The sequence below is a fragment of the Acidobacteriota bacterium genome (genome assembly GCA_020349885.1).
Taxonomy (GTDB): Bacteria; Acidobacteriota.
Map to the genome: position 1 here is coordinate 1,163,756 of CP070701.1, position 13,355 is coordinate 1,177,110.

Sequence of the window (13,355 nt, forward strand, 5' to 3'; positions counted from 1 at the left end):
AAGATGGCCGTTCGCCGCGAAGCGCTTCCCCTTTTTCTTTTTTTGCTGCTCGTGGCCGCGGTGTTCGCCCTGGACCAGCACACCAAGACGCGGATGTTGGACGCGTTCTCGCACGGAACGAGTCTTCCGGTGGTGGAAAACTTTTTCTCGCTCACGCTCGTTCACAACGAGGGCGGCGCGTTCGGGCTTTTCGCGACGCTTCCCGACCCCTACCAAAACGTTTTTCTCCTGGTTCTTCCCCTGGCGGCCATCGTGATGTTTGTGGCCTATTTTTTGGCGTATGCGCGCACGAGCGTGCTGCTCGCGGCGGCCTTCGGACTCATCGTGGGCGGCGCGCTGGGGAACCTCCTCGACCGCATCGCGCTCGGCTACGTGGTGGATTTCTTCGACTTCCACTGGTACGACGGCGTGGCATGGCCGACGTTCAACGTGGCCGACAGCGCCGTCACCGTGGGCGCCGGGCTTTTGCTGTTGGATTATCTTATGAGCGCTCGGCGAGCGGGGCGAAAGCCATAAGCCATGCACCCGAAGCTTCTTGAGATCGGCGGCTTTTTTCTTCCCACCTACGGTGTCCTGCTCGTGCTTGCCTATCTGCTGGCGCTGAGGGTCAGCGTCAAGTTGGCGGAAAAGGACGGCATCAACGGCCAGAAAATCTTCGACATGGGACTCTGGATGCTCATTGCGGCCCTGGCGGGCGCAAAACTCTTCTCCGTCTTCGTCGACTGGGAGTACTACATGGAATATCCGCGTGAGCTCGTGGGGCTGCTTCGCCTCGGGGGCGTGTTCTACGGGGGGTTTTTATGCGCCGCCTTGGCGGGGATTTGGTACATCCACCGCCACGCACTCCCGTTTTGGCGCGTTGCGGACATCTTCGCCGTAGCGCTCCCCCTGGGGCAAGCGGTGGGGCGCGTCGGATGCCTCGCCGCGGGCTGCTGCTACGGAAAGCCCGCCGCGTGGGGTTTTTCCATCACCTTCCGCGACGCGTTCGCCCACCGCTACATCGGGGTCCCCATGAACATTCCCCTCTATCCCACGCAAATCTACCTCTCGGTCACGGACCTTCTGGTCTTCGCCGTGATGTGCCTCCTCTTCGGCCGCCGCACCTATGCGGGTCGGGTTTTCGGGTGGTTTCTCGTCGTCTCCTCGGTGTTTCGCTTCGCGCTCGAGTATCTGCGCGGCGACCCGCGCGGCACGTTCATGAGCACGGCGCTTTCCACATCGCAGGGGGTGAGCTTGATTTTGGCTTTGCTCGGTGCCGCCCTTCTTCTGTACTTGAGGAAGGCGCATCGGCACGCCTCCCGAAAGGCACCGGCCTGACGCGGGCCGCAGGGCGCCGCGTGAGGAATGCCGGGGGTGCAGACGCCGTTCTTTTGTGCTATCCTACAAGGTCGCACTTTCAAGCACGGCCGGGGCGTATAGCTCCATGGGGGAACGCAAGATGAGCCTTTTGAAAGGGGATGTGTCATGACAAAAAGAGCGCTTCTCGCGGCGGGAGGCATTTTCGCCGTATGCGCTTTGCCCGTCTGCGGCGGCGATGTCCCGGAAAAACCCGGCGAGTACGGCCTGCGCCTCGCGGCGCCCACCATCGTTGCTCCCTCGGGCAAGCGCGTGGAAAGGGACGACGGGCCCGGGCGGGAAAAGCGGGCGCAAGTCAACGCCGAAGAAATTTGGTTCGCAAACCGATACTCCCTGCGGCCCGCGGACGGCGTCGATCCCGAGGCGCGCCTTCCCCTGCGCGGCGTCTACGTCGCGCAGTTTCGCGGCCCCATCCTGAAGGAATGGCGCGAGGCGCTCGAGGCCTCCGGCGCGCGCGTCCTTGACTACGTCCAAAACTACGCGTACATCATCGAGGTTCCGGAGGCGTCTTCCAGCGACGTCGCGGCGCTTGCCCAAAGCGGACTCCTGCGCTACCTCGGGCCGTACCCCGCTGAGGCCAGGATCGCCTGGGGGTTGCAGCAGGCGGCAAAATCGCGCCCGGCGGGGGAAGACATCGAGATCACGGCGCGCTTTTTCGACGTTCCCTCGAAAGCGCAGAAGGAGGCGGTTTCGGACATCCTGGCGGTCGCCAAGTGGGAGGACGATCCCGTGATGCCGTTCGCGAGGGGCTCGGTCAAGCCGGGCCAGCTTCGGCGGATTGCTGGGCTTCCGTTCGTCAAGTGGGTGGAGGAGTACGTTCCCGGCGAGCCCCATAACATCGAGGGCTCGATGAGCGGAGGCGCCGACCGGGTGGTGGGATGGGGCACCTACGACGGCACGGGTATTCGCGTGGCCGTGGACGATTCGGGAATCACGCGGACGGGCACTAAGGCGGAGTGCGGTGTGGCGGGAGCGGCCTATCATCCCGACCTCGGCTCGGGCCGCATCGCGGACCAATGGGACTTCGAAAATAATGACTCGAACGCCTGCGACGACGACGGCCACGGCACGCACACCGCGGGAAGCATCGGCGGCGACGGCACGAACACGAGCGACTGGACGGGGATTGCTCCCGGCGTGACTTTTTTGATTTACAAGGACTGTTGCGACAATAAGGGTTTCGGCTTTGGAAACTTCACTGATGTCCTGACCCAAGCGGCCCTGAACGACGCGAACGTCGTGGCGAACAGCTGGGGCGGCGGGAACAACGACTACAACTGGGCAAGCGAAGCGGCCGACAACGCCGTGCGCGGCAACTGGCCCGGAAGCGACGCCAGTCCCCAGTATATGAACGTCACGGTTTCTTCCGGAAACGACAACGACCTGTGCTCCCGCCCCGGCACGGGCAAGAACGTCATCGCCGTGGGCGCGATGCGCGACGGCAACTGGCCCTACGAGGGGAACGACTGGTGCTGGTGCACGAACAACGGAAACTGCGGGGCCAAGGGCTGCACTCCCAGTCCGAGTTGCGGGCCGGACAATTACTGGCCGCCCACGGGCCGCATCTGCTTCTCGAACTACGGGCCCGTGGACACGGACGGCGACGGCAATTACCGCATCAAGCCCGACGTCGTGGCCCCGGGTACACGCATCACGTCAACGGCGGCAGTACATATGGAAAGTCCCGCCGACCTTATCGATGGCTTTTATGTCGCCTATGACGGCACCAGCATGTCACAGCCCATGGCGGCGGGCACCGTGGCGCTCATGCTGGACGCGTATCCCGGCCTTGAGGACTGGCCCGAACGCCTCAAGGCGCGCCTCCTCGCCACGGCGGTGGACCTGGGAAACACGGATTTCTACGGGCACGGTATGGTGGACGCCCTCCACGCCGTCTACGATTCCTCGAGTCTCGACACGGCCCTTTGGGCGGGAAGCACCATCACCCTCACTGGCGAGGAGGACGACCACATCTTCACCGTATCCGCGGGCTTCGCGGAGGTGCGCGTCTACCTCACCTGGAGCGACCCGGCGACGACCACCACCGAGGTGGTGAACGACCTCAATCTGAGGGTCTACGATGACACCGCCGCGCTCGTGGGGTCCTCACTAAGCCTTGACGACACCGTCGAGTACGTGCGCCTGACAAGCGGCGCGGCCGGCTCATGGCGCGCCAACGTGCGGGGGGAGAACGTGCCGCAGCCGGACCAGAAATACGGCATCATCGCCGTCGTCGTTCTCAACGCCCCCTCGCGCTCCCTGAGCGCCTCGGCGAGCGCCGCCTGCCTCCAGCCCGGCCAGACGTTCACGATCAGCACCACGCACTCGAACACGGGGTACTCCGTTGTGGGCTCCCAGATCCAATTGGATATGCCCGACAACCCGTTGCTTTTCCCGCTCCTGGACGTGGACATGACGACCGGGGACGCCGGCCGCGGCCACACCTTCCTGGAGAGCGAGCTCTGGCGCGACGTGCCGTCGAACAGCTACTATCTTGCGACGGGAATCGTCAACCAGGACGTCCCGCGCAGCGCGACGTGGAACCTTCAGGTTGACTCCGGAACAGCCGACGGAACGTACGACTTCTACGTCTACGCGACCGCAGCCAGAGAATCCACCATCAGCGAAACCGTCACGGTCACGGTGGACGGCACCGAGCCGGGAGCCGTGACCGACCTCGACAGCACTTCTCACACTCTCGATACGTGCTCAAGCGACATGTCCGTCACGATGACGTGGACGGCGGCCCTGGACGGCACAGGCTGCGGCATAGACGGCTACGGCATCTGGTGGAGTGTGAGCGCACACGGCTTGCCCTCGGCGGTCAAGGACATCGAGGAGGTCACGACCTACACCGAGACGCTTGCGCCATCCGTGAGCCCCTATTATTTCAACATCCGCTCGGTGGACAACGCCGGCAACTGGGCCTCCGGCTACGCCTGGTGGGGGCCGTTCTATCTCAACGTCGCCCCGACGGCGGCGATTACGGAGACGTGCGGGAATCCGAACTCGGTGCTGGACGCCGACCCGACGGGCGGGACGCCTCCGTATACGTACCTGTGGAGCACGGGAGCGACGACGGAGACGATTTCCGCGCCGTGCGGTACGGGGCCGTACACGGTGACGGTGACGGGGGCGCTCGGGTGCTCGGACACGTCGGCGCCGGTGAACACGTGCCCCTGCAACGGCGGGCCCCTGCCCGAGCCTGATCCGGTGACGGCGGGTGATGCGAAGGGGAACACATGGATGGTTGGAAACCATGATCCGGCGACGACGCAGTATTACGTGTACTACAACCCGCTGACTTCCTTCGGACAGGCGTTGGCGGACGACAGGTACGATAACGGTGCGACGGTGGCAAACGACTGTATAGCGGGCTGGATAGACAACCTTGACGGGACGGCGACCGTAACCCCGACGGTGGGATTGGACAACAGCTGGCTGTTGGTGACGGCGGCGACCGGTTCTCCGGGAAGCGAGTCGACGGTGGGAGTGGACAGCGCGGCGACGGAGCGGAACACGGTCGGGACGTGGGCGCCGATGTGCGGGCCGTAGATTAAACGCTTCTTGGCCTGAATCTCAAGGCGCCCGATTCTTGGCGGCCGACCGCGAATCTGATAAAATAGCCTCCTATGGATTTCAACGCTTTCGTGGTCTCCCTCCTCAAGGTCGCGCCGGACGCCATCTCGGACCTCCACTTCAAGGTCGGAGGCCCTCCGCTTCTTCGCATCAACAACAACATCCGGCCCGCGAAGTTCCGCCCCTTCGCGGCGGAGGACACCGAGCGAATCGCGTCGGTGTTCCTCACGAAGGCGCAGCGCGAGAACATGGGCTCTGTCAGGGAGCTCGACACGGCCTACACGCTTCCGGACGGCCAGAGGTTCCGCGTGAACCTCTTCCGCCAGCGGGGGACGTTCTCCATCGTCATGCGCGTCATCGCAAAAACGATTCCCACGGTGGAATCCCTGGGGCTTCCCCCTGTCCTGAAGGACATCGCGGCCGAGCCGCGCGGGCTGGTCATGGTCACCGGCATAACGGGAAGCGGAAAGTCCTCGACCCTCGCCGCCATGGTCAACCACATCAACCACACGCGCCGCGCGCACATCCTGACCATCGAGGACCCCATCGAGTACGTGCACGAGGACAAGCTCTCGTCCATCAACCAGCGCGAGGTGGGCGTGGACACCGAGTCGTTCGCCGAGGCGCTCAGAAAGGGGCTGCGCCAGGACCCCGACGTCATCATGGTGGGCGAGATGCGGGACCTGGAGACCGTGGACATCGCCCTCAAGGCCGCCGAGACGGGCCACCTGGTCATGAGCACGCTCCACACCGTGGACGCCGCCAAGACGATCGGCCGCATCATCAACGTGTTCCCCCCGGAGCAGCACCAGGAAGTGCGCCACCAGATCGCGGCCAACGCCAAGGGCATCATCTCGCAGCGCCTCATCTCCACGAAGGACGGCAAGAAGCGCGTGCCGGCCATGGAGATCATGCGCTCGACGGCGACCATCCGGAACTGCATCACGGATCATACGAAGACGGCACTCATCAGGGACGTGATCGAGAAGGGCCGCGAGGTCTACCACATGCAGTCCTTCGACCAGCACCTCGCGGAGCTTTTCCAGGAGGGCGTCATCACGCGGGAGGTGGCCGTCGAAAACTCCGCTAACCCGGCCGACTTCGAGCGCGCGCTCCAGTTCGAGTAGAGGACGAGCCATGGAGCACGGCGAATTTTTAAAAGAGATCAAGGTGTTCGCGGGGCTTTCGGACGAGGAACTCGCGGAGGTCAGCCGCTCCGTCGAGGAAAGGACGGTGCCGACGGGGGAGGTCATAGTGGAGGAGGGGACGCCCGGCGATTCGCTCTATCTCATCAAGCGCGGCCGCGTGCGCGTCGAGAAGCGCCGGAGCGGCACGGAGGTGAAGCTCGCCGAGCTGGGCCCCAAGATGTTCTTCGGGGAGATGTCGCTCATCGACGACGCGCCGCATTCCGCCCGCATCGTCGCGGAAGAGGAGTGCGAGATCCTCACCATCAACCGCCTCGACCTCGACATCATCCTGAACTGGAACACGGCGCTCGGGATGCGGCTCTGGCGGACGGTGGCGCAGGTCCTCGCGGAGCGCCTCCGCAGCACGAACGAAAAGATTTTCGAGCGCATGCTCACGGCCGACAGCACGCAAAAGTTCCGCATGTTCGGCGAGCTGATCAAGCCGGAGTAAGGATGTCTTCCGCTCTCCCCCAACGAAGCGTGGGGGGAAGCCCATCGCCTTTCGACAAGCAAAGCCAAGCACCTGGGGCTCCGCGAGAATTGCTTCTGCTTCCACTCACGGAGAGCTTGGTACTTGCACTGGTTCTACTGGCGGCATTGTGGAATTTGGCGGCACATGTTTCCATTTTGACCGGGTGTTCTTTTCGAAGCTTGTGCGTAACCTACAGCGCTCTGACCGCCGGCCTCCTAGGGATCCTATGGATGGTGCTCACGAAAGGCAGGAAGAGCATATCCTTGCGGCCCGAGGGAGGGGATTACCGAGCTTGTTTTCTGTTGCTCTTCTTGTGCTTGCTGGGCGGCGTGTTGAGCTTTTTGGCCGTTCGGCCGGATCTGGATGACGTAAATCTCATAGGGGGGAGGGCCGTATATTTTTTGGCCAACGACACGGTCCCGCTGGACTTGAACTATCATCACAACGCTTTGGTTGATTTTCCCGTCTACTACCTTCTGCAATTCGCTCATACCATGGATCTCCTTTGGGGATACTTCGCGTATGTGGGGGGCCTTCCTGTTCTGGACATCTTTCATTTTCTAGGTTCCTTTTTGGGAGGGATGCTTATTCCAGCCGCATGGTTTTTGGCCCTAAGCAGATTCGCGAGGCCGAAAAACCAACTGCTTGTGATCGCGGGGGTCATCGCGATCCTCGCCTATCTTGCCATGGATGGAGAAACCCATAGAACGTTTGGAAACTTTGCTTTCGTGCGGATTTGGCAGGGAAAAGCTTTGTTGATGTCCGTCTTTGTACCCCTATTTGCCGCGTTTTCCCTCGATTGGTTCCACCGGTCAAGTCCATATAACTGGTTTAAGCTTTTTGTCCTCGGCATGCTGGCCGCCGGACTTACGTCAACGGCGGTATTCCTGGTCCCCCTTCTATCCCTGGTGCTGGCCCTGGGCTATGTGTGTGCTGCAGGGGTTTCCCTGCGAACGATAAAAGGATTAGCGGGCTATTTTGCTTCCTTGGGTTATCTGGTGGGTGTCGCGCTGTATATGAGGCTCCTTATGGATCCAGCCCACATGCAAATCATAGGCTTTGAGCAGGGATTTCCCTTCACGTTCCTTGGCCAGCACATGCTGGTTTTCCAAGGTTGGCTTAGCCGCTCCAGTTGGACCTTTTACCTCACCACGGTCGTCAGCCTGATGTTGTTGCCTCGGCCCGGCAAGCGGTTTTTGGCGGGATGGCTCATCTCCACGATCGTGCTGGTCTTGAATCCCCTTGCCATGTCTTGGATCGCTTACCACCTCTCCACCATTAATGCCTATTGGCGGCTGTTCTACGTTCTGCCATTCCCGTTGACGGTCGGCATCGCAACTTCGGAATTGCTGCAAAACAGAAAAACCTCGGGATTAAAGCCTGCGCACCTTGCTTGCGCCATCCTGCTGTCCCTTGCGCTGGTGCTCAATCTATCGAACAAAAGGTTTTCTGTCTTTGTTCATTATGGCTTTTTCACGCATAAGGTGGATCAACTCCTTGAGCCGCAGGCGCAGAAAATCATCGCAGCGAGTTTGCCTGGTCCTATGATTGCACCGTACAAATACAACTCCTTGATTCCCATGTTCACCCAAAAAAATCCGCAAATTTGCATCCGAGAAGAAAATCATATGCTTATGCATGCCGCGGCGGCCAATGGGCAACGGGAACTGGGCGAATCCCGCGGGCGCGCCGCGGCGTATGTCTCAGGCCAAGACGAGCAGGGGCTGGAAGACCTGAAAGAGGTGTTGGCCTTGCCCGGGCTTCGGAACGTGGTGATTGATGCCACGATGAGAGACCGGCCGGAGCTGCAGGACGCGTTGAGACAGCATGGTTTTTCGCTTCGAGAGGAAGAGCCCTCCTATCTGCTTTTCATACGACCTTGACGGTCGAAGGGTATCGGCCAACGCGGCGAGCCTACCGGTTGCCGTGAGTCGGCCGGGCGGTTGAACGGGTCGCGCCGGCCTGAAGATTTTTCCTGCGGCGCTGGCTGGAGGACGACATGCCCATCTGGTCGCGATACTTGGCGACGGTGCGGCGCGCGACGTGGAAGCCGAGCTCCTCGAGCCGCTCGGTCAGCCGGGCGTCGCTCAGGGTTTTTTCGGCCTCTTCCTTCTCGACGATTTTCCGAATGGCCTCCTTGACCTGAACGGAGGAGAACGCCTCCCCGCCGTTCGAGGAAAGCGGCGCGTGGAAAAAGAAGCGCAGGTCGAAAAGCCCCCGCGGCGTCTGGACGTATTTTCCCTGGACGACGCGGCTCACCGTGGAGGGATGAAGGCCCACGTCCTCGGCGGTGTCGCGGAGCGTGAGGGGCTTGAGAAACGCCGGGCCGTGCTCGAGGAAATCGCGCTGGCGGCGCACGATGCTCTCGACCACCCGCTGGATGGTTCGCTGACGCTGGTAGATGCTTCGGATGAGCCACTCGGCGCGCCGCATCTTCTCCCGCAGGAACCCCTGCACGTCCTCCCCCGCCTTGCCCGCGAGCATGCGCTCGTAGGCCGGGTTGACGCGCAGCTTGGGGAGCCCCTCGTCGTTGAGCGTAATTTCGTACCCCCCCTTCACCTTGCGGACGTAGGCGTCGGGGACGACGGTGACGCTGCGCGAGGAGCTGAACTGAAGGCCGGGCTTGGGATGGAGGTGGCGCAGCGAGTCGTAGGCCTCGAGCACTTCCTCCTTGGAAACGTTCCGGGCGCCAGCGATGTCTTCCCATCGCTGGGCCTCAACCTCGGGCAAGTGCTCACGCACCAGCACCTCGACCAGCGTGGCCTTGAGGCCGAGCGCCTCAATCTGGAGGAGCAGGCATTCCTCCAGGCTGCGCGCGCCGACGCCGGCCGGGTCCATGGACTGCACCAGGCGGAGCGCCTCCTCGATCTCCCGCTGCTCCTCCTCGCCCACGACGCCCGCGAGCGCCGCAACCTCCTCGAACGGCACCGCGAGGTAGCCTTCCTCGTTGAGGTGGCCGATGATGAACGCCCCCAGCTCGCGGAGGCGGGGCGTCGAGGCGTTCACGTTGAGCTGCCACATCAGATGGTCGGCGAGGGTGGTTTCAGCGCGCAGAAATTCTTCGTAGGCGGGCGGCGTGTCCATGTCCTCCCGGGCGTGCGGCGGCTCGAAATCGGAGAGTCGGGAGCGGAAGTAGGCCTCGAAGTCCGAGACTTCGGTCGGGGCCTCGCCGCCGCCTTCGGTTTGGGCCTCACCGTCGCCTCCGGGTTGCTCTTGGCCGGCGCCCTCCCGCGGCAGAATCGCGCCGCTTTCCTCGGCGTCCAGCGCCGGATTCTCTTCCATCTCCTCGCGGATGGTCTCGATCAGGTCGGCGCGGTTCTTCTGGAGAAGCGCAATGGCCTGCTGGAGAGCGGGCGTCATCACGAGACGCTGACCCAGGGTGAGGTGAAGTTTCGTTTCCAAAGCCACAGCGTATACCCTCGTAATTCCAGGATACCACAAGAAGCGGGGAAATTCCGCCTCGGGCGCGATTCTTTCCTCAACTTGGTTTCCGCACATGTAGATTGGAATCATTCCTTGCCCGCTTTTCCGTCGTGTGCTACGCTACGGCATAGGTCGACACGTGTTGATGCAAGGGACTTTCGCGGAACACAGGAGAGAGCGCTGATGTCGCTGGCGCTCGGTTTTCTCATTTACCTCGTGCTTCTTTTTTCCCTCTCCGTGCACGAGTGCGCGCACGCATGGACGGCCTACCGCCTCGGCGACCCGACGGCGCGCTACCTCGGGCGGGTCACGCTCAATCCCATCCCGCACATCGACGTCGTCGGAACGGTAATTTTTCCGCTTTTTATGATTTTCGGCGGCGTTCCTCTCTTCGGGTGGGCGAAGCCCGTGCCCGTCAATCCCTACAACCTCCATAATCCCCGGCGCGACCACATGTGGGTCGCCGCGGCCGGGCCGCTCAGCAACTTCGCGCTCTGCCTCGTCGGGATTCTCCTGTACCGCATTTTTTTCGTCGAGACCTCGCTCGGAGGCGGCTCCCGTCTCCTGCATGACTTCCTCCTTTACGGCGCAATCCTGAACGCCGTGCTCGGCACGTTCAATCTCATTCCCATCCCACCGCTCGACGGGGGCGGGGTGATCGAGCGATTCCTGTCGCCTGCCATGGCTCAAAAGTTCGAGATGATCAAACCCTTCGGCATGCTTATCCTGTTCGCTTTCCTGCTGCTCGGCCTGCTTCATCTCATCATCATGCCCATCCAGGCCCTGGTGCTTTTCCTCATGACGGTGCCGCTATGAGCCGGGCAACCACCGCCCGCAAGGGAAAGCGCCGCGTTCTCTCGGGGCTGCGCCCGACGGGGTTCACGCACATCGGGCACATCGTGGGCGCGCTCGAGAACTGGGTGCGCCTCCAGGACGACTACGAGTGCTTCTACACGATCGTGGACTGGCACGCCCTCACGACCGAGTACCAGAAGCCCGACGCCATCCGCGCGAGCGTCCTCGAGCTTTTCGCCGAGTGGCTCGCCGTGGGCGTCGACCCCGAGCGGAGCGTCGTCTTCGTGCAATCGCACGTGCCGCAGCACGCGGAGCTCTACCTGGCGTTCGCCATGGTGACGCCCGTGCCCTGGCTCGAGCGCGTGCCCACCTACAAGGAGCAGCAGCAGGAGCTCGCCGGGCGCGACCTCTCGACCTACGGCTTCCTCGGTTATCCCGTGCTCCAGACGGCCGACATCGCCCTCTACAAGGCCGACGTCGTGCCCGTGGGCGAGGACCAGATTCCCCACCTCGAGCTCTCGCGGGAGATGGTGCGGCGCTTCAACCACCTGTTCGGAAAAGTCTTTCCGGAGCCCGAGCCCAAGATCACGAAGACGCCGCGCCTTCCGGGAACCGACGGGCGCAAGATGAGCAAGTCCTACGGCAACTCCGTCAATCTCCAGGACGACGGGGCGACGCTGCGCGAAAAAATTCTCACGATGAAGACCGACCCGGCGCGCATGCGCCGCGGCGATCCCGGCAACCCCGACGTGTGTCCCGTCTACGACTTCCACAAGGCGTTCTCCAAGCCGGACGAGCTCGAACTCGTAAACCGCGAGTGCCGCACGGCCGGCATCGGCTGCGTGGACTGCAAAAAAATCATGCTCGGAAACCTCGAGCCCCGCCTGGCGCCGATGCGCGAGCGGCGCGGGCAATTCATTAAAGACAAGGACACGCTGCGGGACGTCCTCCGCAGGGGCGCCGAGCGCGCCCGCGAGGAGGCCGAGCGCACGATGCAGGAGGTGCGCGACGCCATGGGGCTGGTGAAGCCATGACCCCGGCGCTCGTCCCCCGCCAGGCCGAGCGCCACGTCCTGCACCTTCCGGTGTTCGAGGGGCCGCTCGACCTCCTGCTGTACCTCATCCGCAAGCAGGAGCTCGACATCACCGACATCCCCATCGCCGAGATCGCCGAGCAGTACTCCGCCTACCTCCGCGCGATGGAGGAGCTGAGCCTCGAGATCGCCTCCGAGTACATCGTCATGCTCGCTACGCTCATTCACATCAAGTCGCGGATGATCCTTCCGCGCCTTCCGCTCGAGGAGGAGGACGTCGTCGAGGACCCGCGGCAGGAGCTCGTGGAGCGCCTCCTCGAATACGAGCGCTACAAGAAGGCGGCCGGCGCGCTGCGCCGCCGCGAGGAGGAATCTCTGAAAACGCACGTGCGCTCCGACCGCGTCCTCGAGCGCTACCCCTTCGAGGCGGGCGTCGAGGCCACGGCGTGGGACCTGGCGCTTGCGTTCCAGGAGGTGCTTTCCCGGCGCAAGGAGCGCGGCGTGGCCGCCGTCGAGGGCGAGGAGCACCGCGTAGAGGACAAGGCGCAGGCCATACTTTTCATGCTCCGCGAGCAGAGCCCGATAGCGTTCCGGAAAATTTTCGAGAAGGCCCGCTCGCTCGTCGAGTTGCTGGTATACTTCCTGGCGCTCCTCGAGCTGATGCGCCAAAAAAAGATTCGCGCGCAGCAGGGAGAAATTTTCGGAGAAATTCTGTTATACTCTTTCGAACAAGGAGACATGGCCGATGCAGCACACTGAAGCCGAAGACACCGCGCGGAATATCGAGGAAGCTTTTCCCGAAGGGGAGGACGCGGCGTTGAGCGAGGAGCTCTCCGCGCTCCGCGCCTCGCTCGAGGCGCTCCTCTTCGTCACGCCCGAGCCGCTCTCGCTCGAGGCCCTGTGCGAGGCGCTCGGGCACTCCGACCGGGGCCGCGTCTTCCAGGCGCTGTGCGAGCTCCGGGCGGCCTGCGAGCGCGACGGGCGCGGCCTGCGCGTCGAGGAGGTCGCCGGGGGCCACCGCCTCGTGACCAAGCCTGCCTGCGACGCGCCCATAAGGAAGCTTCTCGAGTCGCAGAGCGCGCGGCGCCTCTCGCGCGCGGCCCTCGAGACGCTCGCCATCGTCGCCTATCGCCAGCCCGTCACGACGCCCGAGATCGAGGCGGTCCGCGGCGTCGACACGCTCGGCGTCCTGAAGTCGCTTCTCGACCGCCGCCTCGTGCGCATGGCGGGCCGCAAGAACATCGTCGGGCGCCCCATTCTCTGGAAGACCTCGCGCGAGTTTCTGGAGCACTTCGGCCTCAAGAACCTGAAGGAGCTCCCGCGCATCGAGGAGTTCGAGGGCCTCTTCCCGCAGCAGGAGGAGGAAAAGCTCTCGCCGCTTTTCGGAAGCGGCGAGGAGGACGCGGAGCGGGAGTAGGTGGAAGAGCGGCCGCCGCCCGTGGGGAGCGGGGTGAGGAGTAAGGAGTTTAGCCGCTAACCACTAACGGCTAACTGCTAACCGCCAACTGCT

11 protein-coding genes are annotated in these 13,355 nt (G+C 63.2%); 10 read left to right on the forward strand and 1 reads right to left on the reverse strand.

Translation table 11 applies throughout. The features are described 5' to 3' along the window. Positions 1-3 precede the first annotated feature (3 nt). The 6 genes from lspA (at position 4) to JSV08_05005 (ending at position 8,477) form a co-directional block, all read left to right on the forward strand. A complete protein-coding gene (gene lspA / locus JSV08_04980; GenBank protein ID UCF81769.1) occupies positions 4-516 on the forward strand; it encodes a signal peptidase II in 513 nt (170 codons plus the stop codon). Between the two features lie 3 nt (positions 517-519). Next, positions 520-1,317, forward strand: coding sequence for a prolipoprotein diacylglyceryl transferase (locus tag JSV08_04985; GenBank protein ID UCF81770.1), 798 nt, complete (start codon positions 520-522; stop codon positions 1,315-1,317). 147 nt (positions 1,318-1,464) lie between these two features. Beyond that, positions 1,465-4,911, forward strand: coding sequence for a S8 family serine peptidase (locus JSV08_04990; protein ID UCF81771.1), 3,447 nt, complete (start codon positions 1,465-1,467; stop codon positions 4,909-4,911). Positions 4,912-4,988: 77 nt separating this feature from the next. Next, on the forward strand, positions 4,989-6,062 hold the full coding sequence (locus JSV08_04995) for a type IV pilus twitching motility protein PilT (protein UCF81772.1): 1,074 nt from the start codon (positions 4,989-4,991) through the stop codon (positions 6,060-6,062). A 10-nt stretch (positions 6,063-6,072) separates the two neighbouring features. Further along, the gene (locus tag JSV08_05000) at positions 6,073-6,573 is read left to right on the forward strand and encodes a cyclic nucleotide-binding domain-containing protein (protein UCF81773.1); all 501 of its coding nucleotides are present in this window, start codon (positions 6,073-6,075) and stop codon (positions 6,571-6,573) included. Positions 6,574-6,824: 251 nt separating this feature from the next. Next, positions 6,825-8,477 (forward strand): hypothetical protein, encoded by a 1,653-nt coding sequence (locus JSV08_05005; GenBank protein UCF81774.1) that lies wholly within the window; start codon positions 6,825-6,827, stop codon positions 8,475-8,477. Between the two features lie 31 nt (positions 8,478-8,508). On the opposite strand, the gene rpoN is transcribed toward JSV08_05005, so the two are convergent. Continuing rightward, positions 8,509-10,107, reverse strand: coding sequence for an RNA polymerase factor sigma-54 (gene rpoN, locus JSV08_05010; GenBank protein ID UCF81775.1), 1,599 nt, complete (start codon positions 10,105-10,107; stop codon positions 8,509-8,511). A gap of 93 nt (positions 10,108-10,200) precedes the next feature. On the opposite strand from rpoN, the gene JSV08_05015 reads away from it, so the two are divergent. The 4 genes from JSV08_05015 to scpB are packed head-to-tail and all read left to right on the forward strand — an operon-like array spanning position 10,201 to position 13,262. Beyond that, on the forward strand, positions 10,201-10,833 hold the full coding sequence (locus JSV08_05015; GenBank protein ID UCF81776.1) for a site-2 protease family protein: 633 nt from the start codon (positions 10,201-10,203) through the stop codon (positions 10,831-10,833). Then, entirely contained in the window at positions 10,830-11,846 is a 1,017-nt protein-coding gene (gene trpS, locus JSV08_05020) for a tryptophan--tRNA ligase (GenBank protein UCF81777.1), read from the forward strand. The genes JSV08_05015 and trpS overlap by 4 nt, the downstream gene beginning before the upstream one ends. Beyond that, entirely contained in the window at positions 11,843-12,604 is a 762-nt protein-coding gene (locus JSV08_05025) for a segregation/condensation protein A (GenBank protein ID UCF81778.1), read from the forward strand. Before trpS ends, JSV08_05025 begins: the two co-directional genes overlap by 4 nt. After that, the gene (gene scpB / locus JSV08_05030; GenBank protein UCF81779.1) at positions 12,591-13,262 is read left to right on the forward strand and encodes an SMC-Scp complex subunit ScpB; all 672 of its coding nucleotides are present in this window, start codon (positions 12,591-12,593) and stop codon (positions 13,260-13,262) included. The genes JSV08_05025 and scpB overlap by 14 nt, the downstream gene beginning before the upstream one ends. Positions 13,263-13,355 lie beyond the last annotated feature (93 nt).